Annotated in this window: 20 protein-coding genes and 1 riboswitch; of the genes, 8 read left to right on the top strand and 12 right to left on the bottom strand. The window is 48.6% G+C overall.

Annotation, left to right across the window (positions count from 1 at the left end):
• Positions 1-219: 219 nt before the first annotated feature.
• The 5 genes from napC to napF all read right to left on the bottom strand — a co-directional run bounded on the left by napC (position 220) and on the right by napF (position 4,569).
• Complete coding sequence (napC, locus tag RN22_RS20860; protein ID WP_204366355.1) at positions 220-819, bottom strand: cytochrome c-type protein NapC; 600 nt, start codon at positions 817-819, stop codon at positions 220-222.
• Between the two features lie 6 nt (positions 820-825).
• Entirely contained in the window at positions 826-1,260 is a 435-nt protein-coding gene (locus RN22_RS20865) for a nitrate reductase cytochrome c-type subunit (protein WP_046307380.1), read from the bottom strand.
• Between the two features lie 72 nt (positions 1,261-1,332).
• A complete protein-coding gene (gene napA, locus RN22_RS20870) occupies positions 1,333-3,819 on the bottom strand; it encodes a nitrate reductase catalytic subunit NapA (protein ID WP_046307382.1) in 2,487 nt (828 codons plus the stop codon).
• Positions 3,816-4,091: a chaperone NapD gene (locus RN22_RS20875; RefSeq protein ID WP_046307384.1), complete on the bottom strand. Its 276-nt coding sequence runs from the start codon at positions 4,089-4,091 to the stop codon at positions 3,816-3,818. Before RN22_RS20875 ends, napA begins: the two co-directional genes overlap by 4 nt.
• A complete protein-coding gene (gene napF, locus RN22_RS20880; RefSeq protein WP_046307386.1) occupies positions 4,084-4,569 on the bottom strand; it encodes a ferredoxin-type protein NapF in 486 nt (161 codons plus the stop codon). Before napF ends, RN22_RS20875 begins: the two co-directional genes overlap by 8 nt.
• A gap of 186 nt (positions 4,570-4,755) precedes the next feature.
• Here napF and narQ point away from each other — a divergent pair, with 186 nt between their 5' ends.
• On the top strand, positions 4,756-6,459 hold the full coding sequence (gene narQ / locus RN22_RS20885; RefSeq protein WP_046307388.1) for a nitrate/nitrite two-component system sensor histidine kinase NarQ: 1,704 nt from the start codon (positions 4,756-4,758) through the stop codon (positions 6,457-6,459).
• Positions 6,460-6,476: 17 nt separating this feature from the next.
• Complete coding sequence (locus RN22_RS20890; RefSeq protein WP_002540244.1) at positions 6,477-7,106, top strand: response regulator; 630 nt, start codon at positions 6,477-6,479, stop codon at positions 7,104-7,106.
• A gap of 55 nt (positions 7,107-7,161) precedes the next feature.
• Here RN22_RS20890 and RN22_RS20895 read toward each other — a convergent pair whose 3' ends face one another.
• The 7 genes from RN22_RS20895 to RN22_RS25035 form a co-directional block, all read right to left on the bottom strand.
• Positions 7,162-9,834 carry a DUF4114 domain-containing protein gene (locus tag RN22_RS20895; RefSeq protein ID WP_046307390.1) on the bottom strand — a complete coding sequence of 891 codons (2,673 nt, stop codon included), beginning with the start codon at positions 9,832-9,834 and terminating at the stop codon, positions 7,162-7,164.
• Positions 9,835-9,864: 30 nt separating this feature from the next.
• Positions 9,865-9,953, bottom strand: a riboswitch (cyclic di-GMP riboswitch).
• Positions 9,954-10,301: 348 nt separating this feature from the next.
• Positions 10,302-11,699 carry a peptide MFS transporter gene (locus RN22_RS20900; protein ID WP_046307392.1) on the bottom strand — a complete coding sequence of 466 codons (1,398 nt, stop codon included), beginning with the start codon at positions 11,697-11,699 and terminating at the stop codon, positions 10,302-10,304.
• Between the two features lie 249 nt (positions 11,700-11,948).
• The gene (gene emrD, locus RN22_RS20905; RefSeq protein ID WP_046307394.1) at positions 11,949-13,160 is read right to left on the bottom strand and encodes a multidrug efflux MFS transporter EmrD; all 1,212 of its coding nucleotides are present in this window, start codon (positions 13,158-13,160) and stop codon (positions 11,949-11,951) included.
• A 316-nt stretch (positions 13,161-13,476) separates the two neighbouring features.
• Positions 13,477-14,076, bottom strand: coding sequence for a GTP cyclohydrolase II (gene ribA / locus RN22_RS20910; RefSeq protein WP_002540239.1), 600 nt, complete (start codon positions 14,074-14,076; stop codon positions 13,477-13,479).
• A 182-nt stretch (positions 14,077-14,258) separates the two neighbouring features.
• Complete coding sequence (locus tag RN22_RS20915; protein WP_002540238.1) at positions 14,259-14,816, bottom strand: sugar O-acetyltransferase; 558 nt, start codon at positions 14,814-14,816, stop codon at positions 14,259-14,261.
• Positions 14,817-14,851: 35 nt separating this feature from the next.
• Entirely contained in the window at positions 14,852-16,069 is a 1,218-nt protein-coding gene (locus RN22_RS20920; RefSeq protein WP_002540237.1) for a patatin family protein, read from the bottom strand.
• Between the two features lie 85 nt (positions 16,070-16,154).
• Positions 16,155-16,247, bottom strand: coding sequence for a YnhF family membrane protein (locus RN22_RS25035; RefSeq protein WP_152442387.1), 93 nt, complete (start codon positions 16,245-16,247; stop codon positions 16,155-16,157).
• Positions 16,248-17,169: 922 nt separating this feature from the next.
• Here RN22_RS25035 and RN22_RS20925 point away from each other — a divergent pair.
• The 6 genes from RN22_RS20925 to ugpB all read left to right on the top strand — a co-directional run bounded on the left by RN22_RS20925 (position 17,170) and on the right by ugpB (position 23,977).
• Entirely contained in the window at positions 17,170-18,675 is a 1,506-nt protein-coding gene (locus RN22_RS20925; protein ID WP_002540236.1) for a sodium-dependent transporter, read from the top strand.
• Entirely contained in the window at positions 18,672-18,770 is a 99-nt protein-coding gene (locus tag RN22_RS25040) for a MetS family NSS transporter small subunit (protein ID WP_152442386.1), read from the top strand. Before RN22_RS20925 ends, RN22_RS25040 begins: the two co-directional genes overlap by 4 nt.
• Positions 18,771-18,940: 170 nt before the next feature.
• Positions 18,941-19,663: a response regulator gene (locus tag RN22_RS20930; RefSeq protein WP_046307397.1), complete on the top strand. Its 723-nt coding sequence runs from the start codon at positions 18,941-18,943 to the stop codon at positions 19,661-19,663.
• Complete coding sequence (locus RN22_RS20935; RefSeq protein WP_039850251.1) at positions 19,653-21,095, top strand: ATP-binding protein; 1,443 nt, start codon at positions 19,653-19,655, stop codon at positions 21,093-21,095. Before RN22_RS20930 ends, RN22_RS20935 begins: the two co-directional genes overlap by 11 nt.
• A 3-nt stretch (positions 21,096-21,098) precedes the next feature.
• Entirely contained in the window at positions 21,099-22,352 is a 1,254-nt protein-coding gene (locus tag RN22_RS20940) for an ABC transporter substrate-binding protein (RefSeq protein ID WP_046307399.1), read from the top strand.
• 320 nt (positions 22,353-22,672) lie between these two features.
• Positions 22,673-23,977, top strand: coding sequence for a sn-glycerol-3-phosphate ABC transporter substrate-binding protein UgpB (gene ugpB, locus RN22_RS20945; protein WP_046307401.1), 1,305 nt, complete (start codon positions 22,673-22,675; stop codon positions 23,975-23,977).
• Positions 23,978-24,130 lie beyond the last annotated feature (153 nt).

Genomic DNA, 24,130 nt, shown 5'->3' on the forward strand with positions numbered 1-24,130 from the left:
GCCGATAACGCAGCAGAAATTCCCCACAAACGCTGCCCGGAGGGTTCTGCCCTAAGCGTTTTATGCTTTGTTGAGGTGTATTTGCTTAGAATGACTAGGCGGCACACACCTCGCCGCGCCTAAAACGCTTATAGCGAGAACAAAATTTAACCACCAAAGGTCAACAGCCCCTAGAAAAAAATGGGGGCCAGCAAAAACGACCGCTGGCCCGTTGGCAAGTTAAAACTGAAAATCTTTTGACGCGTCGTGGTTCCTTGGCAGCTTGTGCGCAATGCCCTTGTGACAGTCGATGCAAGTCTGCCCTGCTTCTTCCGCCTTGTCGTGCACACTCGCCGCCACTGATTTCTGGGCGCTGAAATCCATAAACTCGAAATTGTGGCAGTTTCTACATTCTTGAGAGTCGTTTGCCTTCATTCGGTTCCACTCTCGGGTTGCCATTTCCAGTCGGTGATCTTCAAATTTTTGAGGTGTATCAACAATACCAAACGCTTTTGCATAAAGCTCCTTACTCGCTTGGATTTTTCGCACCATTTTCGGACCCCATTCTTTAGGCACGTGGCAGTCAGGACACGTCGCCCTTACACCGCTTCGGTTGCTGTAGTGAATGGTACCGACATATTCCTGATACACATTGTCTTGCATCTCATGACAGCCGATACAGAACTCTTCGCGGTTAGTCATTTCCATGCCGGTATTAAAACCGCCCCAGAAAATGATCCCCGCAACAAAGCCCAGTGTCAGCACCGTGCCGATAGCCAAGCCGCTCGGCGTTCTGAACCAGGTCCAGAATTTGGTGATGAATCCCGGTAGTTTCATCATCACCTCCTACTGGCCAAACTTACCGGCTGGAACAAACTCGTTCTCAACCAGCGCTTCAGCCTGCACTTGTGGAACATGGCACTGAAGACAGAAATAACGACGTGGTGACACTTCCGTCAGCACCTTGTTGTCACGATCCATAAAGTGGGTTGGACTGACGCGCGGTGCGCCGGTTTTACGGTAAACATCCACATCATGGCACTGCAGACACGCGTTGTTGGATTGGTTGACCTGATAACCGTCGACCGAATGGGGAACCATCGGCGGCTGGTTAACATAGTTCAGCGCAAAGCGTTCCTGATGTTTAGGTACCGCTTTGATTTTTGGCACTTCGTTGTTCGCGCCTATCTCCTGATTGCCACGTAGTGATGTGACTTCAGCGATGGCGACAGAACTGAGCAATGCCGCAACAATCAGGGAAATGGAGATTTTCTTTTTCATTGTCGGATCCTTTCGAATCAAATTCTTTCAGTGTGCTGCGGGGCGTTCCCACAGCACAGCCCGGATAAGTCGTTACGCCTTTACAATCTTCACAGCCGCTTTCTTGAAGTCGGTTTCTTTAGAAAGCGGGTCAGTTGCATCCAATGTCAGCTTGTTAACCAGCTGTCCGGCGTCGAAGAACGGCATGAATACCAGCCCTTCCGGCACACGGTTTCGTCCGCGTGTTTCAACATGCGTTGCCACCTCGCCACGGCGGGAAATCACTTTCACCGCATCACCACGACGCAGACCACGGCGTTTGGCATCCAACGGGTGCATGTAAACCACGGCATCTGGATAGGCTTTATAGAGCTCAGGGACGCGGCGGGTCATGGTGCCTGTGTGCCAGTGTTCCAACACACGTCCGGTTGACAGCCACAGGTCGTATTCTTCATCCGGCTCTTCTGCAGCAGGTTCGAAAGGCAGTGCGAAGATGACTGCTTTCTTGTCAGGTTTGCCGTAAAACGCAAAACCTTCTCCGGCATTCACATACGGATCGTGACCTTCTGCGTAGCGCCACAGGGTTTCTTTACCATCGACCACTGGCCAACGCAGGCCACGAGCCTGGTGGTAGGTTTCGAAAGGTGCAAGGTCGTGTGCTTTGCCTCGGCCAAATGCCGCGTACTCTTCAAACAAACCTTTTTGGATGTAGAAGCCAGCATCACGCGCGTCGTCGTTCAGGCGGTCAGCCGGGATTTCATCCAGCTTGTATTCGTTCACCTGACTGTTAGCAAACAGGATGTCGAACAGAGTCTTGTCTTTGTACTCCGGCATTTTCGCGACCAGATCAGCAGGCCACACTTCGCCAACTTTGATGCGTTTGGAGAGTTCAACAATCTGCCATAGGTCAGATTTCGCCTCACCTGGTGCTTTGATTTGCTGGTACCAGAATTGAGTACGACGCTCTGCGTTACCGTAGGCACCTTCTTTTTCTACCCACATTGCCGTAGGCAGAATAAGGTCAGACGCCATTGCCGTTACCGTTGGGTATGGGTCTGACGTGATGATGAAGTTGCGAGGGTCTCGATAGCCCGGCAAGCGCTCTTCGTTAATGTTCGGGCCTGCCTGCATATTGTTGTTACACATTACCCAGTACACATTCAGCTTGCCGTCTTTGAGCATGCGATCTTGCAGAACCGCGTGGTAGCCCGGTTTCGGCGGAATGGTACCTTCCGGCAGTTTCCATATTTTCTCTGCCATGGCGCGGTGCTTAGGGTTCGCCACCACCATGTCTGCAGGCAGACGGTGAGCAAAAGTCCCCACTTCACGCGCGGTACCACAGGCAGAAGGCTGGCCGGTGAGTGAGAACGGACCACAACCCGGCTTGGAGATTTTGCCCGTCAGCAGGTGAATGTTGTAGCAAAGGTTATTTGCCCATACACCGCGGGTGTGCTGGTTGAAACCCATGGTCCAGTAAGAAACCACTTTGGTTTCCGGGTTGGCATACAGTTCAGCCAGTGCGATCAGTTGATCTTCCGGCACACCTGAAAGCTCAGAAACCGACTTCACGTCGTAATCAGCAACAAATTTAGCGAAGGTGTCAAAGTCGATTGCTTCCGACGCACCACTGCCAGCGTTCGCAGCGGATTTCTCCAGAGGGTGCGTTGGGCGTAAGCCATAACCGATATCGGTCGCGCCTTGGCGGAAGTTCACGTGTTTTTCAACGAAGGATTTGTCGACTTTATCGTTTTTAATAATGTAGTTGGCGATAAAGTTCAGAATGGCCAGATCAGTCTGTGGCGTGAAGATAATGCAGTTGTCTGCCAGCTCAAAACTGCGGTGTTCATAGGTGGAAAGCACGGCGACTTTAACATGATCTGCGGACAAGCGTCGATCTGCCAGACGCGTCCATAGGATTGGGTGCATCTCCGCCATGTTTGAGCCCCACAGCACGAACGCATCGGCTTGCTCGATGTCGTCATAGCAACCCATTGGCTCATCCATACCAAAGGTACGCATAAAGCCTACTACCGCGGATGCCATGCAGTGACGCGCATTCGGGTCAATGTTGTTTGACAGGAAACCCGCTTTCATCAGCTTCGCTGCGGCATAGCCTTCCCAAACCGTCCACTGACCTGAGCCAAACATACCCACTGTGGTTGGGCCGTTTTGCTGAATAGCGGTTTTGAACTTGTCTGCCATTAAATCCAGTGCTTCATCCCAACTAACCGGGGTGAATTCACCGTTTTTGTCGTAAACGCCGTCTTTCTTACGCAGCAAAGGCTGGGTCAGACGGTCGCTTCCGTACATGATTTTTGGCAGGAAATAGCCCTTCACGCAGCTCAAACCTCGGTTAACCGGGGCTTCCGGGTCACCTTGAGACGCAACAACACGCCCATTCTGAGTGCCTACTAATACGCCACAGCCAGTGCCGCAAAATCGGCAAGGCGCTTTATCCCATTTTACCTGCTCATCAGATCCCGCAGCTTGCGCGATTGAAACGGGCAAGGTTACGCCTGCTGCGCTTGCAGCCGCAGCAGCGGCGTTTGCTTTCAAAAATTTACGTCGTGTTAGGTTCATTGTCCCACTCCTTCCAATGCATTATCAGGCTCTTCTTCCTCGACCTGATGAAAAACCAGTGTCGCTGCCAGTACGCCAGGCAACGCTTTAATCTGTTCAAATTTATCCAGTAAACCGCCACGGCTTTCGCCTTCAATCACCACGACCAGCTTTCCAACTTCACTGGAAGCTGGCACTTCCGCGCCGGGGATCTTTTCAATCTCTGAGGTAACGCTTTCTATTTGTTCAGCCGCAGCGTGAACCACCAGACTGCTTACGTGATATTCATTCATTGCCAGTGTTCTCCATGGCGATGGCGTTGACAGGACAAGGCGAGATGCATGCACCACAGCCAGAGCAGTCCTGTAGGTTAAATTGAGGTTGGGCGACTTGCCCTTGTGTCAGTTGGAATCGGATGGCGCGCGTATCACACGCATCACTGCAGCTGCGACATTCCACGCCTTTGTAGGTAAGACAGGTATCCTTGATGGTGATGACCTGCTCCCACGGTTTCTCATTTTCTGAGCGGAATAGTTTCTCCGGGCAGTGGTCAGCGCAGGCATAGCAGAAGGTGCATTCGCCTTTTGAAAAATCGATAGATGGATAGCCACCGTCCCCATTTATGATCACTTGCTCTTCGCAAGCGCGAATGCAATCACCACAACGGGTACATTGATCAGTGAAATTGTCGCGATCAGCAATCCATGGCAAAGGCTGAGCCTTTGCTTTAGCGGTGCTTCTCAGAAAGAATCGGCGACGAGTATCGACCATCTTGGACCTTAATCCTTAAAGCTCATATTTCATGAGCTACTTCTTAATTAAGGCCACGTTATGAAGAAATGAGAGGTGTATATATACCTCTTAGGGGGTATATAGGGGGTGGTATTGCGCTAGATCAATTTATCGAATTGATATAGCTCACATTATGAAATCAAAACCGTAAGCTTGAATCTTAAAATGAATGCTCAAAAGAAAGATATAGCTGTAAAACAATCTGTTACCACTATCGTCGCCCGTTCTCTTATTGGCATGTTGTTTCTCGCGGTGATTATCACGGGTTTTGCAATCTTTACCTTTGCTTCCAGCCTGAATGACGCAGCGGCCATCAATACCTCTGGCTCATTGCGAATGCAAAGCTACAGAATTGCTTACGACATCGTACTGGACTCCCCTCGCCTGCCTGAGCATATCGAAAACTTCGAAGCGTCGCTGCTTTCTCCGGAACTCGTTATTCTGGATAACTTCGCCGTGCCCATGGAAATCCGAGAACGTTATAACTCGCTCATCTCTCGCTGGGTTCTACTTCGCCCAGAGCTTGAGAGCCAAGATAGAGGCTTCTACGTTGAGCAAGTCGGTTTATTTGTGAATGACATCGACCGTTTTGTATATGCCCTTCAGCAGCACTCAGAAAACAAACTGCAAGTGCTCGCCATGGTCGGAAGTGTCGGTCTTGGGCTGATTCTGGCGTTGGTGTTGTTTCTGATTCACTACACTCAACGTCATATCGTGAATCCTCTCAACATGTTGGTGAAAGCCAGCCAGAAGATTCAAAACCGCGAGTTTGATGCCGAATTACCGCCTGTTAAGAACAACGAATTGGGTGTGCTTTCCAACAGCTTCGCCTTGATGGCTAACGAACTAAAAGGCCTGTATAGCAACCTAGAGCAGAAAATTGAGAGCAAAACCCAAAAGATCACCAAAGCCAACCAGTCACTCAATGTGCTATATGATTGTTCAACCCAACTTTCTTCCACCTTCCTTACGCGGGAGAGCTTCGAGAAAATCTTAGCCATCACTTTGAAAGCTGACGGCGTAGAAGCGCTGGCATTGCAAGCTCACAACGAAAACCAGACAGACTGGGAACTCTCAGCCGGAACGCCTACCGGGCTTGAATGGCATGCTCTGCCACTAGAGCTGGATGGAGACAAACTGGGAACGCTCAGATGGCAAGGTGATAAGACACTTGTTGACCATGCCCTGCTTGCCAATTTGGCCTCGATTCTCGCCCGTGGCGTTTACTACAATCACGCCCAGAAACAGGCGATGCATTTGGCCGTGATGGAAGAGCGCGCCACTTTGGCTCGGGAGCTACACGACTCCATTGCTCAATCCCTGTCTTACTTAAAAATTCAAACCAGTTTACTGAAACGTCACCTTAAAGCGGTTGATGCACCAGACTGCAAAGAGATTGCAGACGACATTAGCGAGCAACTGCGTATTGCTTACGACCAACTGCGTGAGCTTCTGAACGCGTTCCGACTCTCTTTAACACATGCGGATTTTGGCCTTGCTCTCAGGGAAATGATTGATGCCTTACAGGGACAAACCGATGCAAAACTGACGGTGAAAGCGGACATGGATACGCTGTCGATGGATGCGCAGCGCCAGATGCATATACTTCAAATCATCCGTGAGGCGTGCTCAAACGCCATCAAGCATGCCAATGCACAGCACATACAGGTGCGTTGCTTCCAACACAATCATCAAGCATGTGTCGAAATCATAGATGATGGCGTTGGATTTTCATTGCGGGAAGAAAAGCCTGATCATTACGGGCTGAATATCATGCAGGAACGTTCGGAGATGCTGGGTGGCGAACTAAAAATTACTACGGCACCTTCCCAGGGGTGTCAGGTCACACTGACCTTTGACCTTAACTAACACGGAGTGACTTTCACATGGAAACATGGAGCGTATTGCTGGTCGATGACCACCCTCTGATGAGAAAGGGTCTTTCACAGCTACTGAAATTTGAACCGGAATTTTCTGCTATTTCGGAAGCCAGCAATGGCGCAGACGCCATTGCCGAAGTCCTACGCAATGAACCAGATCTTGTTATTCTCGATCTCAACATGAAAGGTCTCTCTGGTCTCGATACGCTGAAAGCGCTGAGGAACGACGGTTGTACTTCTATCATCGTTATTCTCACGGTTTCTGATAGCCCCAGCGATATTCACGCCATTGTGCAGGCCGGCGCAGATGGTTACCTTCTCAAAGACGGTGAGCCGGAAGAGTTGGTCGATCAGCTAAAACTCGCCATGACCGGCGAAAAAGCTTACAGCGACCAAGTTCGTCAATTTCTCAACCAGAGTCGTGATCAGACTTCACCACTCAGCGTACTGACTGAACGCGAGATGCAAATCCTTCATCAGGTAGCAAAAGGGCTCAGGAACAAGCAAATAGCGGAAACGTTGTATATCTCAGAAGCGACAGTCAAAGTGCACCTGAAGAACCTTTTGAAGAAGTTGGGGGTGGAATCCCGTGTTGCTGCCACCGTGTTGTATCTGGAAAACGAACCTGGCATCTGACATTGCAATAAAAAAGGGCGGCCATAAGGCCGCCCTTTCCGTTTAACCGTACAACTTAGAACAGATCGTTACCGTTAAGGGTCACTGTCTCTGCATCTGTCCAGATAGTGATGGTGCGATCCAGGTAATCATGCTCGAACACGTACGCATTCAACTCACCAACCTGGGTATCGGTCAGGCCCATCAAGCTGATCATCTCTGCTGAAATCGGTGCGTTCACTGTACCGTCTTCAACAAAGTTCCAAGGAACACCAGATACGTCGAAAACGTCATCACCAGCGCCCAAGTGAGCAATGAAGCCGTCCCAATCGTCAGGTGTGCCCAAGTCTTCGCCAGCTGGCACGTCAGACTGCGCCTCGATAGCATTTGGATTGATAGTCAGAATTTGGTTACCTTCATCACCAATCACTGCTTCAATCTGCGCCATCACGTTGCCAGTAACGCTTGAATCTGACTGATAAGCCACACCCGTGAAGTCCACAATGGCATCGCCGTTGACCAGCATGGTATCGAAGCCGGTATCACCGTAGTACATGTGCTGGTTGATCACTTCACCATTGGCAGTAGTGGTCAAACCAACAAAGTCGTCCTGACCGAAGATGAGCACATCATCACCGTTGCTACCACGATAAGAGTCAACACCTTCACCACCATCGATAGTGACGTCGTTACCTGGACCACCGTGCAGGAGGTCATCACCCGCACCGCCCAACAGTGTATCTTTGCCCAAACCACCAAACAGTTGGTCGTTACCTTCACCACCTTCAATCACGTCGTCGCCTTCGCCACCGTAAAGAAGGTCATCACCAACGCCACCCATGATGTGGTCGTCGTCGTCACCACCAAAAATCGTGTCGTTACCTTCACCACCGTAGATGGTGTCAGCGTCACTCTCTTCAATAACTTGAGTCGCGTTAACTTTCATGACCACGTCATTGTAGTCTTTGTCGCCCAGACACCACAGATCTTCCCAGCAAGAGTTCTCGCCAGAGTTGATTTCATGATCCTGACGGTCGCCGTTTTTACCTTGTTCAGACACATAGCCGCCGGCAGACAGACTACCCTGACCAAAGACTGGGCTACCGCTAGCAAAACTCAGTGTTACTTCACCTTCGTTAAACCCTTTGGTGTCGCCATCCGGGATGATGAACAGACCAAGACGATCTGCGCCTTCCACGTCGATAACCGCTTGCGCTTCGTTATCCAACTTGGCGTTATCCGCCATAATCACCGCTTTCAGCACGTTGCCATTTTCATCCAATACGTAGTAACCCACGCTGTTGTTGTATGATGCGCTTGAGGTGATGCTGGACAGATCCAGCGTGACAGCGTCACCACTACTGATATCCCAGTAGCCATCTTGGCCACGATCCAGTTCAATGGTTTGATGGCCATAAGTACCGCCGTAGATAACGTCATCACCTTCGCCACCGTAGATAACATCGTCGCCCCACTGGCCGTAGATAGTGTCGTTACCTGCACCGCCGTCGATGTAATCTTCATCGTTAGAAACCTGAGTGGTGTCTTCTGAGATGCTGTTGTAATCGATGTAGCTGATGTTGCAGTAAGAATTCGGCACCAGAGACAGGTCAGTCATGTCTGTGATAGCTGGACCGCTCAATTGCAGCAGCAGGTTGCCATTTTCGTTCAGGTTGTTGTAGTGGTGGCCGTTGCCATCCAAGTCCACATCCAGGATAGCGAACTGATAAATGTTGCCTTCAGAATCACAGTACTGCAGGGTGTAATCCAGATTGACCGCATAGGTATTACCGTCAATGGTTACGGTCTGAGATTTGTCATCAGAGTACTCATTGCAGTAATCATCGCCATTCAGGTAACCATCATCATCCTGGAAAGTGACTTTCGTTGAACCACCGTCGAAAGACAGCTTTGGTGGGAAACAGAAAGTATGGAACTCACCACCATTCGGCATGGTGAAATCAGCACCCATCTGGAAAACATTGACGCATGGGTCATCGCTGAAGTTTGGAGCCGCTGTGTTTCCGTAGATGATGTCATCACCATCACCGCCGTAAATCTCGTCCTGGCCGTTATCACCTTCGATGTAGTCATTACCGCCTTGGCCATAAACGGTGTCATCGCCATTGCCCGCAGTGATAACGTCATCACCACCAACGCTTGGATCGACAGTTTCTGGAGAAGTGAAAGAAGAGTAATCCAGGCTGCTGATGTTTTGGTAAGAGTTAGGTACCAAAGTAAGATCAGTAGACGAAGTGATTTCTGGGCCATCGGTTTGAATCAGGATCTTGCCGTTTTCACCAACGTTGTTGTAGTGATTACCAGAATTGTCCGCATCGATATCAACCACTGCGAAGGTATAGATGTTGCCTGCAGAATCACAATATTGGAGTTGGTAGTCGACGTTAACGTTGAACTCTTGGCCACCAATTTCTACCGACTGAGTTGAATCATCTGAATACTCATTACAGTTGTCATCGCCGTTCAATTTTCCGTCGTCATCATTAAATGTCGCGGTTGTCGTTGAACCAGAGAAATTGAGTGTTGGTGGAAAGTTAAACGTATGAAACTCACCGCTGGATGCAGAAAAATCCGCTCCCATGACAAAAACAGCACCAACATAACCCGTACCCGTTGAATCACCCACATCACCGTAGATAACGTCGTTGCCGTCTCTACCTTCGATGTAATCATCTCCAAGTGTGCCGTTGATGGTGTCTGCGTTATTTGTTCCGATAAAATCCGACATTGTCTGTCCCTCTTTTAGCTAACCAAGCTTAGAGGCGGTCCAGCCATCTCAGTACCACCATAAACCTGAGACCCGTAACTTTCCGTCCCTGTTTCACAACAGGTTTGGCTTTAACTCCGAATAGTTGTCCTATTAATAGGCATGAAAAAATGGGCGCCTTGTGCACAACAAAATCATCGGCACCACTATGCAAATGCGTAGTCAGGTTGGCTGAAAGATGACCGCTCAGCAAGCGTTCCAAAGGGAATTAATCAGAATATAAGGCTACGGGTGGACGAGGGATGAGCCGGTGTTTAAGAAAAAATGAATAGGCATTAGAAAAGCACTACGTAAAAAGCAGTACTGTCGAGGGAAATTGGTATGATACCGTATGCTGTATGTGACGTTTTTGCTGGCCTGTAAGAGGACACATACAAAAAAGCCATCATAAGATGGCTTTTTCAGACATACGAATGACTTAGTAAATACTAGGCGATGGTTGCATCTTCTTCTGTCAAACTTATGTCAGAATCCTGTATGTTTCCTTCCGCACCATGCATCCAGTCCACCAGCTTGTTTGAACATAGGATAAGCAGCAAACCCGCAATGGCAGATGTCGCTGCAATACCGCCGAAAATAGCCAATGGGCCAGCGTCACCCACATGGCTGCCAATAAAACCTGCCACATAGTTAGCCACTGCGTTCGCACAGAACCAGGTTCCCATCATTACAGACATCAGGCGAAGCGGCGCCAGTTTAGTGATCAGGGAAAGACCAATTGGAGACAGACACAGCTCACCCAGCGTGTGGAAGAAATATGCGCCTACCAGCCACCACATTGAGGCTTTTACTGACATATCGCCGCCCTGCTGCATTGCCGCACCCACCATGCAGACAAAGCCCAGCGACAGAAAGCCCATAGCCATCGCGAATTTGATTGGCGAGCTTGGCTCGTTGGCACCCAGTCGACGCCAGAATACTGCCAGCAAAGGTGCAAGAATGATGATGAACATTGGGTTCAACGACTGGAACCAGGCCGCAGGCACTTCAAAACTACCCAGCATTCGGTTGGTGTATTCCTGCGAATAGATGTTCATCAGGCCGCCCGCTTGTTCAAAGCCTGCCCAGAAGATGATGACAAACAGGCTCATCACGACAATCACTTTCAGGCGATCGCGCTCAATCTTTGTCAGCGGTTGTTTTCCTTGGCTGCCACTCTTGTCGCGATGTACTTTTGCCGCGGGTTCAATACCGATGTTGCCCAAATAGCGGTTTGCAAAAAACAACTGGATAACCAGTGATAGCAACATCCCGATACCCGCGCAAAGGAAGCCAGCTTTCCATCCGTAATGCAAGGATGCGGTGCCGGCAATAATACCCGCAAGCAGCGAACCCAGGTTAATACCCATATAGAAGATGGTGAATGCGCCATCGCGACGGTTATCCCCATCTTTATAGAGGTGTCCCACCATGGTTGAAATGTTGGGCTTAAATAGGCCGTTACCGATGATCAGGAAGGCAAGGCCAACATAAAAAGCCTGCAGTTCAAACGGGTCGATCACGCTGTTTGGCAAAGCTAACGTGAACTGTCCAATCGCCATAAGAGCGCCACCAATAATGATGGATCGGCGTTGGCCAAGAAAATTATCTGCAATCCAGCCGCCAAGAACAGGCGTCAGGTAAACAAGTCCGGTGTAAATACCGTAGAGATTCAGCGCGTCTTGTGTTGTCCAACCGAGACCGCCGTTAATGGTTTTATCTGTGAGGTAAAGCACCAGAATGGCGCGCATTGCGTAAAAGGAGAAGCGTTCCCAAAGCTCTGTACCACAGAGGAGGAACAGACCGCGAGGATGACCCAGCCACTCAGACTGTCTGCTTGCATTCATTGTGTGTTTACCGCCTTTATCGTTATCAAAGCGGGAGTTTCAGGCCCTCCTTTTCCTCTATGACTCCGCTACAGGCGGTACACATTGCACCAATTTGATGTTCGTAGCAATTACTAAATAAACAAATCTAATATTTCCATATTTGCTTTGATCTCTATCAGGAGAGTTCAAAACAGAAAAAGGCAGGAGATCCTGTTGGATTTCCTGCCTTTTTATCAATTTCGTCTGTATTTTCTACTTTACAGCGCCCTAGTCTGATAGCGCCGTCACTGGTGTATCCGGCGCCATATTCTGACGGCGACACAGCAGCAAACCCAGTCCTGATACCACTGCCATAGCCAGCAAAATTGCGCCCAGCGAGAACTGATCATTCACGTTCATCTGCGCCGCCAACAAGGTAAACAAGCCTGCGCTCATGTTTTGAACACCGCCCATCACCGCACCCGCCGTGCCTGCATGACGTGGAAACGGCGAGATAGCACCTGTGGTTGCCGCAGGGAAAAGGACACCCGCGCCCATGAAGTAAATAAATGCACCGCCAATCAGAGCCTCAACGGTCACAGTGACAAAATAGCCAGGGATCACAACGGTCAATGCGCCCACTAACAAGATCACCGAACCTACCAGCAGAGATTTCCCTGATGACATTCGCTGCTCGATCACGCTTGAAAGCCAAGAGCCTGCCATAAAACCTGGCAAAGGCAGCACGAATAACAGGCTTACTGTCGTCGCACTCAGACCCAGCGTGCTTCCTAATAACACCCCAGCTGCCGCTTCAAACACTGAGATACCAGAGAAAACCGCAATCAGGCAGATTAAGTAACCCTGAAACTGGCGGTTACTCATCACATGGTGATAGCTCTTCAACACAGAGTCTTGGCGGCGTGCTTCAGGCGGCAATGTTTCCTGAAAATACAGCGACATGATCAAGCACACCACGGCCGCCAACACGAACAAGAATCCATAACTCGCCTGCCAGCCAAAATAGGTGCTCAGTAAGCCCCCAATCACAGGTGCCATTAGCGGCGAGAAAATCAGGCCAATGCTGACCAGGCTGTTCGCTTTGTGAAGACGGCTACCGTCAAAACAGTCTCGAGTCAGAGTACGCGCCATAGCGCCACCACAACCAATACCAGCACCTTGAATCACGCTGCCCAGCAAGAAAATGCTGAAGCTTGGCGCCATGAGCGTCACGATGGTACCAACAAGATAAATCGCCAAACCGACAAGAATGATGGGTTTACGACCAAAGCGATCAGACAACGGACCATAGATAAACTGGGAGAGACCGTAAGGGATCAAGTAGCACGCCATGACAGCTTGCAGCCATGCTGGCGGCACAGCAAAACTGTCAGCCATCATGGCCATGGAAGGCACATACATGGTCTGGGTCATCTGACCAACAGCAGCCAGAATGATAATCATGAGTAAAATTTTGGATAAAGGCGTTGTCGATGACATCACCAGCACTCCCGGAAGCAAATAATCACTAAGAATCTTTTATGCGAGGAAGTGGACGATAAAAGGGATATTTAACGCTTTCGTTGAATAGTACGCCACCACCTCTAATTTTTCGCAGAGTTTAGTGTCGTGAGAGGCTTCAAACAACTAATTAAACGTCATTCAAGCACGATAAGAAATCATAGAAAGGATTAGTTTTACTAATGCTTATTTGCAACCATTGGTTTGCCTGATTATTCGCCAACTAAGAATAGATCTTCAAGATCAAAAAAGCAGCGACAATGCGCTGCTTTTACACCCATCACCCGGCAGGGAATCAATCAATGGTCAGCTTATGCTTACCATGTGATACTTTGGCTTTCAGGTACATTTCATTGCCATCTTTAATATGAGCTTGTGTACCAACGACATCTTCTAACTCGATGCCGTGCTCCTGAATCTCACGGATTTTCTTCGGATTGTTTGTGATAAGGCGGATGGTATCAACATCAAGCGCCTTCAGCATCGCTGCCGCGTCTTCAAAGGAACGCAAATCATCGGGAAACCCAAGATGATTGTTGGCTTCATAAGTGTTCATGCCTTCGCTTTGCAGCTTATAGGCATCCAGCTTGTTGTATAGACCAATTCCACGACCTTCCTGGCGAAGATAGAGAATGACCCCACCTTCTTCACCCATTTTCTGAATGGTTTCTTCCAGTTGTTCGCCGCAATCACAGCGAGAGGAATGGAATACATCGCCTGTCAGGCATTCTGAATGCATTCTGACCAGCGGTGCGTCCTGCTGCTGATCTGCACTTTTGAAGATAATAGCGACGTGCTCTTTATCTGAGCCCAAACCTTCGAACGAAAGAATCTCTGCAGGGATCTTACTACCTACACCCACGTTCAATGGAACTCTTGCTCTAACTTTTGCCATCGACTGCAATTCTCTTTTTATTCAGCTTCGCTGAATGGTACTGCCCTGTTTATCCGGGTTGAGCCGCTTAGTGTTAAGCGCCGGATACATATCAAAATACTCGTACTGCAATTGTTATAATATAACAATTCTAACGCTGTGGCGGGCAATCGTATCAGAACTCTAACAGGACTGCCAACCTCTCAGCGGAGGCGGCGTATCACGCTTGCAGGGTTTCCAGACACCACGGAAAACGGTTCGATATCACCTTCGACCACGGAACCCGCTTCAACCACAACCCCTTCGCCAATCGATACCCCGGCTTTGATAACACTGTTGCCACCAATTACAACGTTGTTGCCGATAATTATAGGCAATGAAATTTCCATCTCACCATTCAGTACCTCCAAGGGCAGGAGACTTTGGGTAATGGTGTATATGCCCACGCCAGGGCCGACGAGGACATTGTTCCCTATTTCTACGTGTCCACTGTCGATGATGGTGCAGTTTGGACCAAAGGCCACGTTGTTACCCACATTGACGTTCATGCCGTAGGTGCAGGTAAACGGAGCCTCTACCACCACGCCTTTGCCGCGAATGGCAAACAGCTTAGTAATCACCATTTCATTGGCATCAACGTCTGCCGGGTCAATGGTGTTGAATTGCTGGCAAAGCCGTCTGGATGCATAGCGGAATTGAGTAAGTTCCGGGTCTGCGGGACTATAAGGCATTCCCTGCTGCATCTTTTCAAATTCAGTCAATCTTTCTTCCTTGAAAACATTGTGATTTTTTAAAGTTAGCCCGTTACTGATGATACGTCATTGAACGCCGCTGCATATTGGTCAACGAAATGTCGTCCCGCTTCGAGACCATCCTGGTAATCGTGTTCCAGTTGGAAAGGCTTACTCAATAACGCACTGCTTGAAAGAGGCTGTTTTGGCGCGAGTTGAATAAGTTCTGTCCGGACGGGAGGATGGGACATAAATTCAATCGCTTCTTGATACGTTTGAAAATGCCGGGTTAGCATTTCCAGCATATCCGCATTCAACTTCTGGCCAGACAGAGCATGAAGACGATAAATCGCATCACCACCAAATAGCCAACGGCCACCATTCTGGCTTTTGTGCTTTGGCATCATGTCTTTGAGTCGATGCCAAATCGGTTCTGGCGTCTTTTCCCTATACCTTTCCCTGATTTCTTCCAACCGGTGTGAAAGCTGGTCATGGAATTCTGAAAGTTTCTCCATGCGATCTTCAATGTTCAATCTCGCAAGATATTCAGGAAGCCGCTTTTCCATTCTTCCGCGTAAGTTTTCTGCAAAAGCAGAACTCATTGGCGATTTGTCTTCAGCAACAGGCTCAGTGCGGATCACCACAATAATATCAGCGCCACGGTTGAACGCTTCTCTTGCGGGAATCGCGCCCGTGACACCGCCATCAACAAAGAATTGATCTTTAATGCCCACCGCTGAGGGATACAACATGGGGATCGCACAAGTGGCTTTCATGACATCAAGCCAGTTGTCTTCAAACATACGGAAGAATTGTGGCTCGAGGGTGTGCGTATTCGTCGCGCAGGCGTAAGCACTTCGGTTAGACAAGGTAGTCAGTGCATTTTCTAAACGTAGCCCTTCCGGGTGGCTTGGGCTTGCCATTTCCAACGCCCAGTCCAAGTCCATAAATTGCTGGCGACGCACATACTTCATCAGGTTGAAGAAGCGATCGTGCGTGGTGTACTGAGTAATGAAATGATGCCCGAACCCACGTTGACGGGTGATATAAGAAGCGAGGTTGAGTGCACCGGCAGAAGTACCAATATAGATTTCAAATGGGTCGAAACCTGCATCGAGAAAACTGTCTAATACACCTGCTGTGAAGACGCCTTTCTGTCCCCCACCTTGCGCAACCAAAGCAATGCGTTTTTTGCGTTTAAGGGTGTGGTCATTCACAGGAGTAGCGGAAACGCTGTTGGATGGATAAGACGCTGAAAAGGCAGTGTCTTTAGGGCTCTTCACAAGCACCTCTCGGTGTCATCATTGAATAGGCGTTATCTTACGCCTTCTCACTTGCCAAGAGCCAATGTTTTTATACAACTGAACGCTATGAGAAAACGATAGCTACAGTCGCGAAAGTAATGATGCCGCTCAATGCACAAAAAACGGTAACCAGCGCGATTTTTAAATTAGTGTCCATTCTCCGACCCCTTAACGATAACACTTACGTTACATATACATAATGTAGGGAGATTATCACTGCAAGGCCAAATATTCAGTTTCCTATCTAAGATCGTTAAGTCATTGAAGCAAATGTTTCATTATGTGACACAAAGCAAAACCCCTGCCTACAAAGCCTCTACAGAATCTTTCGCTGTATTTGCGAGAGACTTAGCAAACACATAGAAACATCTTCTTCCTCAAGGGTGGATTGAAAAAATTTGAACTTAAACTCCACCAATTGGCTAAAAAAAGAACAGTAAACTTCATTTTACCACCACACTTTATTTAACAGACCATTAACTATAACTATTGGAATCATTTTGAAAACAGTTGCAAATAAACTTATTTTTTAGTGAATTAGATTTAGATAAAACGCGTCAACCTTGATATTACCAATCGGTGATCAATAAGACCTTGTGCAGTTTTAACGACTTTTTAAGGTTTAAACTTCAAATTCGAACCAATACGCATTTTTGTTCATTTTTCACTCAAACAAACACGGGAAATAGATCGCAACTTTCTGCTAACAGAAACATCATCAATAGTTCATATCACTATTAATACGTCATTTACATCCAGAAACACACCATCCGTATGCGTTTACGCGGAATGATAACTATCAAAACAGCACGATCATAAGAGATTCACGCTATTGATTTAGTTGAAACCAATGCTTAATCTGCCTTTAACCTCACAGGCAGAAGATTATTTTGCCAAATCGTGATGGGAAAAAATTCCAAACACAACATGGTTGAATCAGCACCCGCAACCAAGCGCTTCCAGAGCAGTAACAAAACCATTCAAATCTGTTCACGTCGACGCTGATAACACAGCGCAGCACAACAAGACGTTGTCTGCGTACATAAAAGGACGGGTGTTATCACCAACAAGGAGAAGTTATGACTAGAGAAGTCTGGGGCTCTCGCGCTGGATTTATCCTCGCGGCAGTAGGCTCCGCAATCGGCTTGGGGAACATCTGGCGTTTCCCATATATGGCTTACGAAAACGGCGGCGGCGCATTTTTTGTTCCTTACCTCTTCGCCATGCTGACCGCGGGTATTCCATTTATGATCATGGAGTTTGGCCTTGGCCATAAACTTCGTGGTTCTGCACCGGTTGTCTTTTCAAAACTGAACACTAAGTTCGAATGGCTGGGCTGGTTCCAGGTTGGTATCGCTGCTGTTATCGCAGTTTACTACGTCGCGGTTATCGGCTGGGCAATGTCTTACGTCGGTTTTGCATTTGATCAAAGCTGGGGTACAGACACTAACGCCTTCTTCTTCAGCGAATACCTGAAGCTGGGCGAAAACTCACCAAGTAATCTGGGTAGCTGGCAGCTTCACATCGCAATTCCTATGACTATCGCATGGGCGATCACTTTTGCTGCAGTATTTACCGGCATCAAAGGCGGTATCGAGCGCGCAAACAAGATTTTGATGCCTGTACTCTTCATCATGGTTCTGTTGCTGATTGCACGCGTTGCGTTCCTGCCAGGTGCTGTTGAAGGTCTGAACTACCTGTTCACGCCTGATTTCAGCAAACTGACTGACGCGAAAGTTTGGTCAGCGGCTTACGGCCAGATCTTCTTCACACTGTCTGTTGGCTTTGCCATCATGCTGGCTTACTCGAGCTACCTGCCGAAGAAATCTGACGTCACGAACAATGCGTTCATGACCGTTCTGATCAACTGTGGTTTCTCTATTCTGGCCGGTGTACTTATCTTCTCTATCTTGGGCTACATGGCACAAGAGCAAGGTAAAGCGGTCACTGAAGTGGTTAGTGGCGGTGTAGGTTTGGCGTTTATTACGCTGCCTCAGGCTATCAACCTGCTACCGGCACCTTACATCATTGGTCCACTATTATTCCTGGCACTGGTTGTTGCGGGTCTGAGCTCACACATTTCAATTATTGAAGCGGTGACGTCAGCAATTATCGACAAGCTGAACATCAGCCGTAAAGTCGCTGCCTCTGTTGTTTGTGGTACTGGCTTCGTTGTTTCTATGGCGTTTGCAACCAACGGCGGTCTGCTACTGCTGGATCTGGTTGACTACTTCATGAACAACGTCGCTCTGCTGGCAAGCTGTCTGATTGAGCTGGTTATCTTGGGCTGGTTGATCAAAGTGTCTGACATCCGTGACCACGTGAACAAAGTCTCTGAGTTCTCTGTAGGTGCTTGGTTGGAAGTGTGTGTACGTTTCGTAAGCCCACTGATGCTGGCTTGGATCGTCGGTACTAACCTGGTTAACACGTTCAAAGAAGGTTACGGCGGCTACGAGCAAAGCGACCTGCTGATGCTGGGCTGGGGCCTGACAGCAGCACTGGTTATCGTAGGTATCATCGTAAATATCGTATCTCGTCCTGCTAAGGATTCAGCAGAAGAAGACGCACAGGAGGCAAACGCATGACAACAGGTGCAATCATTATGATGCTGATTGGTTTCGGCATTACCTGGGGCGGCGCAGCATACTGCATCAGCCGCGCAATGAACTCGGATAAATAATCCGAACCCAGAAAAGTACAGAACCCCGGCCAATGCCGGGGTTCTTTTTTTGTCCAAATCAACCATTTGTTTGATCCCATCCACTCAATTTGGGCGTGCCTCGCTAGAATCAAGACATTTTCTCTAAGATAATAACGTGATATTTGTCGAGAATAAGGGGAAGACCTTTCATGGTTAATCAGAAGCGGATCCTGGTGGTGGATGACGATTTAGAAATCCGCGAACTGCTTCAAGAGTATCTGTCCAAAGCGGGATACGATGTCATGACCGCGCAAAACGGGCAGGAAATGAAAGCGAAACTCGCCGTTCAATACCCGGACCTCATCCTTCTCGACATTATGCTGCCCGGTGATGATGGATTCACGCTGTGTAAATATGTTCGACAAGACTCGAGCGTTCCAATCATCATGCTCACTGCGGTTTCCGATGAAACCGACCAGATCATCGGTCTGGAACTCGGTGCGGATGACTATATCGCCAAACCGTTCAGCCCTCGCCAATTGGTTGCCCGAATTCGCGCCCTGCTTCGCCGCACCCAGCAATTGCAGGAAACCACCATGTCCAAGCCAAAAGCGATTCGCTTCGCACAGTGGCGCTTGGATCCTGTTACACAGCGGCTCAATCATCAGGTTACCGGTCAGGAAGTAGAAATGACCTCAGCAGATTTTGCCCTGCTGATGCTGTTTATTGAAAACCCCAATTCGCTGATGGACAGAAACGCGATTTCTAACGCGACCCGCGGGCGCGACGCACAACCTCAAGAACGCGGCATTGATGTTCAGGTCAGTCGACTACGCCAAAGACTGAAAGATAACGGCCGCCAATCCACCATCATCAAAACCGTTCGTGGTAACGGCTACATGTTTGTCGCAGACATTACCTATGAGTCTTAACTTAAAATCTTACTTCTGGCCGCGTTCGCTGCTTTCGCGGACCTTGTTACTCACGGTACTGTCGGTGATCCTTGCACAAAGTGTGGCCAGTTTCTTCTGGTACACCCAGTCCAAGGAACGCGAAGTGGAAGGTTTGAAATCGGCGTCTGAAAGCATGGCGCAGATGTTTGCTTCCACCACTACCTTCTTCCAGTCATTGCCCCTCGAATATCGACATATCGCTCTGGACCAACTCCGTAATATGGGTGGTGCACGCTTTTTCGTGTCATTTAACACGGAAGAAATTCGTATTACACCAATTCCGGATACACGTTCAAAACTCGAGGCGATTAGCACCATCGAAAGCGTGCTAAAAAAAGAATTGCCCAATGTTGATCAAATCAAAGTGGATTTTTCCCGCCCTGAAACCTTGCGCGTGCTGAACAACAGCTTATTGCTGTCTGATCTTCCGAAGTCTTGGGCGCACCACACACTTAGCTTGGAACCCTTAAACCCGCCGATTCTCGTCGTGCAGATAGAGCTCACCGAAGGGCAATGGGTATACATCGCCGCTATTTTGCCTGCGCCTTATGTCACCCTGGAAAACGATCTGATTAACGCAGACCAAATCGTCTTCCTGTTTGCGATCACCACCCTGTTACTGGTCTTTACCTTTACGTTGATACGCAATCAGACCCGACCATTAAAGCGGCTCGCACGAGCAGCAAACCGCCTGAGTACCGACATAGAACAGCCAGAACTGGTGGAAGAAGGTGCCAGTGAAATCACCACAGTAACCCGCGCTTTTAACCTGATGCAAAAGCGACTTCAGCGTTATATGCACGACAGGGAAAAACTGTTTGGTTCCATTTCCCACGATTTGAAAACGCCAATCACCCGATTGCGTCTTCGTGCAGAGCTCATTGATGACGAAGTGCAGGCTGTGAAAATCAACAAAGATCTCGACGAACTCGAGATCATGGTAAAAGGTGCGCTGCAAACGGTAAAAGATACCGATATTCATGAAAACGTCACCGCGTTGGATGTGCTCCAAATCCTTAGCAGTATTGCAGAGGTTCACAACCAGCAGCGCCTGCGTGTGAACATTACTGGCGAGCAGTTACGCCCGTTCTACTGCAAACCTCTTGCATTCAAGCGCTGCCTGACCAACCTCATCGACAACGGTGTGAAATACGGTGATGAAGTCATGGTGTATGTCCATGACGGTGAAAAATCACTGGATATCACCCTGATGGACAAAGGTCCCGGCATCCCTGAAGATTTTCTAAAGAAAGTTTTCGACCCTTATTTCCGTTTGCATACTGATTTACATGGCACAGGTCTCGGCTTGGGTATTGCCAAAAACATCATTCGCGCACATGGTGGTGAAATTATTCTGTCCAACCGCAAGGAAGGCGGTCTGCAAATTGACATCGCATTCCCCAGGACCTGATTCATGAAATTTTTTCCATCCTTTTTGTTTGCCTCAGCCCTCGCTTTCTCTGTTCAGGCTAACGAAACCAATAACGTCGAAGTGCTGCACTGGTGGACAAGTGGTGGCGAAGCACGCTCCGTCGATACACTCAAAGAAATGATGAAACGTGAAGGCCACGTTTGGACGGACTTCGCCGTTGCGGGCCGTGCCGGCGAAAGTGCTATCAATACGCTTCGCATCCGCGCCCTTTCCGGTAATCCACCAGATGCTGCGCAAATCAAAGGTCCTGAAATTCAGGAGTGGGGAAAACTGGGTTTTCTCGCCACACTGGATGATGTCGCCAAAGAACAGCATTGGAACGAGTTAGTGCCTCGTCGTGTCAGCGATTTTCTGAAAGTCGATGATCACTATGTGGCGGTACCTTTTAATATCCACCGCGTAAACTGGCTATGGGCTAATGCAGACGTATTAAAGAAAGCGGGCGTTGAGCCTCCCAAAACGCTGGATGAATTTTTCAACGCTGCGGAGAAGATCAAAGCGGCAGGTTACATTCCTCTCGCGCTGGGTAACGAGCCTTGGCAAGAAGCCACTTTGTTCGAGCTGATTGCACTCGCTATTCTAGGTACAGAAGATTTTCACAAAGCCTTTATCGAACAAGACAGCGACGCGTTAACCAGTGACAAAATGCGGGAAACACTTCAAGTGTTCCGTAAGATGAAGCAATACACCGACATTAATTCGCCGGGACGCAGTTGGAGCGATACCACGTCTTTAGTGATCGATGGTAAAGCGGCGATGCAAATGATGGGCGACTGGGCAAAAGGCGAATTTCTCGCAGCAGACAAGAAGGCAGGAAAAGACTTTCTTTGCATTCCTGCGCCGGGAACCGCCAACCAATTTTCGTTCAACATCGACAGCTTCGTGTTCTTCAAAAATGGTGCCTCTGAGACCTCAGAGTCGCAGAAGATGCTAGCCAGACTGATCCTGGAACCAGAGTTCCAGCGGGAGTTTAATCTCAGTAAAGGTTCCATCCCAGTCCGCGTTGATATTGATATGCAAGACTTCGATCCCTGTGCTCAGGAATCAATGCAGGCGTTTCTGCGTGCTGCAGCAACGGATAATCTCGTTGCCAGCTTGTCCCACAATATGGCCATTGGCCGAGCTTCCCAATTCGCGCTGTTCGATGTGATCAGTCGTTTCTTCAATGAAGATAACGTTGATATCGACGAGACCATGCGACATATTCGCGCCGCAGTGCTCGCTGATAAACTCTAATTGTGACTCTATTGCGCCCTCAACTCTGAGGGCGCAATTCCCCCAATCTGTTGATTCGAGCGTCTCGCTCACAATTCGCATTTTCGAAATCGATAATTAATAATCCTGTCAATTCAATTATCTACTCTTTGCGGTGCTCTCTAAGTTAGCGGGAAATCACACATTTTATTTGCGACTAAAGACACACAATAACGACGGTGATATAACAAATTTGTAACATAGCACTCATATGCTCTATCTTCCCGCTCGAACGAGCGAGCACACTTTCGAAATGGAAAGCCCAAAAAGGCAATAGAAGTTCGTCAGACAAGGAGTAAACCATGAAGCTAGGTCAATTAGCAGCACTCACCTCTGTATCACTGCTGCTGGCATCCCCATCTTACGCTGCAACAGAAATCGAGTGGTGGCACGCGATGGGTGGTAATCTCGGTGAAAAAGTGAACGAGATTGCAGAGAAGTTTAACGCAAGCCAAAGCGACTACGTTGTTAAGCCTGTCTACAAAGGCAACTACACAGAAACCATGACAGGTGCTGTTGCCGCATTCCGTGCAAAACAGCAACCGGAAATTGTTCAGGTTTTTGAGGTAGGTACTGCGACCATGATGGGCGCAAAAGGTGCTATCTATCCTGTCTACCAATTGATGGAAGACACCAAAACAGAATTCGACCCTTCTGCTTACCTAGCATCAGTAACCGGTTATTACACCGACAGCGACGGCAACATGCTTTCCATGCCGTTTAACAGCTCCACACCTGTGCTTTACTACAACAAAGATCTGTTCGCTAAAGCCGGTGTCGAGCCACCAAAAACGTGGGAAGAAATGGATGCCGTAGCAGATAAGCTGCTGGCAAACGGTGCGAAATGTGGTTTCACCACGGGCTGGCAATCCTGGACACAAATCGAGAACTTCGGTGCGCGCCACAATGCACCAATCGCAACCGCTAACAATGGTTTTGACAGCACTGATGCCAAGTTACTGATAAACGACAAAATCTTCGTTGACCACATCGCTCAACTGGCAGAATGGCAAAAAGATGGCACTTTTAAATACGGTGGCCGCCGTTCAGACAGTGCGCCACTGTTCTATAGCGGTGAGTGTGCCATGTACATCAACTCTTCGGCATCTTACGCGGGCATTAAAGGCAACGTGAAAGATTTTGAGTTTGGCGTATCACCATTGCCTTACTACTCCTCTAAGATCAAAACCCCACAGAACTCTATCATCGGCGGTGCAACACTGTGGGTACTGCAAGGCCATGACAAGAAAGACTACGACGGTGTCGCTAAGTTCTTCAAATTCATGTCCAGCGCGGAAAACCAAGCTGACTGGCACCAGTTCACTGGCTATCTGCCAATCACTCACGCAGCTTACGACCTAAGTAAGAAACAAGGTTTCTACAACGAAAACCCAGGTACTGACGTAGCGATTGTTCAAATGACATCTGTTGAACCGACTCCTGCTTCTAAAGGTATTCGCCTCGGTAACTTTGTTCAGATCCGTGACGTGATCAACGAAGAGCTGGAAAACGTTTGGTCTGGCGAAGCCTCTGCACAAGATGCAATGGATAAAGCCGTTAAGCGCGGTAACGTGCTTCTGGCGAAGTTCGCTAAAGCCAACAAGTAAAACGCGTAATACCGAGGGGTGAAAGCCCCTCGCTTATCCACATATACCCAAACGACCCGAAGATGCGCGCATTCAGAGGTTTTCAATGCGTTCAATTCAAGGCAAATTTCGCGAGGAGTAGTTGTTCTACTTCCGTGGAATTTAACGAAGAAG

Origin of the sequence: Grimontia sp. AD028 (genome assembly GCF_000973155.1) — a bacterium.
Classification (GTDB): domain Bacteria; phylum Pseudomonadota; class Gammaproteobacteria; order Enterobacterales; family Vibrionaceae; genus Enterovibrio; species Enterovibrio indicus.

What these genes read in the sequence shown, in the direction of transcription:
- napC (WP_204366355.1), bottom strand. Translation starts at nt 819, where the DNA reads ATGATGAAACTACCGGGATTCATCACCAAATTCTGGACCTGGTTCAGA.
- RN22_RS20865 (WP_046307380.1), bottom strand. Translation starts at nt 1,260, where the DNA reads ATGAAAAAGAAAATCTCCATTTCCCTGATTGTTGCGGCATTGCTCAGT.
- napA (WP_046307382.1), bottom strand. Translation starts at nt 3,819, where the DNA reads ATGAACCTAACACGACGTAAATTTTTGAAAGCAAACGCCGCTGCTGCG.
- RN22_RS20875 (WP_046307384.1), bottom strand. Translation starts at nt 4,091, where the DNA reads ATGAATGAATATCACGTAAGCAGTCTGGTGGTTCACGCTGCGGCTGAA.
- napF (WP_046307386.1), bottom strand. Translation starts at nt 4,569, where the DNA reads ATGGTCGATACTCGTCGCCGATTCTTTCTGAGAAGCACCGCTAAAGCA.
- narQ (WP_046307388.1), top strand. Translation starts at nt 4,756, where the DNA reads ATGAATGCTCAAAAGAAAGATATAGCTGTAAAACAATCTGTTACCACT.
- RN22_RS20890 (WP_002540244.1), top strand. Translation starts at nt 6,477, where the DNA reads ATGGAAACATGGAGCGTATTGCTGGTCGATGACCACCCTCTGATGAGA.
- RN22_RS20895 (WP_046307390.1), bottom strand. Translation starts at nt 9,834, where the DNA reads ATGTCGGATTTTATCGGAACAAATAACGCAGACACCATCAACGGCACA.
- RN22_RS20900 (WP_046307392.1), bottom strand. Translation starts at nt 11,699, where the DNA reads ATGAATGCAAGCAGACAGTCTGAGTGGCTGGGTCATCCTCGCGGTCTG.
- emrD (WP_046307394.1), bottom strand. Translation starts at nt 13,160, where the DNA reads ATGTCATCGACAACGCCTTTATCCAAAATTTTACTCATGATTATCATT.
- ribA (WP_002540239.1), bottom strand. Translation starts at nt 14,076, where the DNA reads ATGGCAAAAGTTAGAGCAAGAGTTCCATTGAACGTGGGTGTAGGTAGT.
- RN22_RS25035 (WP_152442387.1), bottom strand. Translation starts at nt 16,247, where the DNA reads ATGGACACTAATTTAAAAATCGCGCTGGTTACCGTTTTTTGTGCATTG.
- RN22_RS20925 (WP_002540236.1), top strand. Translation starts at nt 17,170, where the DNA reads ATGACTAGAGAAGTCTGGGGCTCTCGCGCTGGATTTATCCTCGCGGCA.
- RN22_RS25040 (WP_152442386.1), top strand. Translation starts at nt 18,672, where the DNA reads ATGACAACAGGTGCAATCATTATGATGCTGATTGGTTTCGGCATTACC.
- RN22_RS20930 (WP_046307397.1), top strand. Translation starts at nt 18,941, where the DNA reads ATGGTTAATCAGAAGCGGATCCTGGTGGTGGATGACGATTTAGAAATC.
- RN22_RS20935 (WP_039850251.1), top strand. Translation starts at nt 19,653, where the DNA reads ATGAGTCTTAACTTAAAATCTTACTTCTGGCCGCGTTCGCTGCTTTCG.
- RN22_RS20940 (WP_046307399.1), top strand. Translation starts at nt 21,099, where the DNA reads ATGAAATTTTTTCCATCCTTTTTGTTTGCCTCAGCCCTCGCTTTCTCT.
- ugpB (WP_046307401.1), top strand. Translation starts at nt 22,673, where the DNA reads ATGAAGCTAGGTCAATTAGCAGCACTCACCTCTGTATCACTGCTGCTG.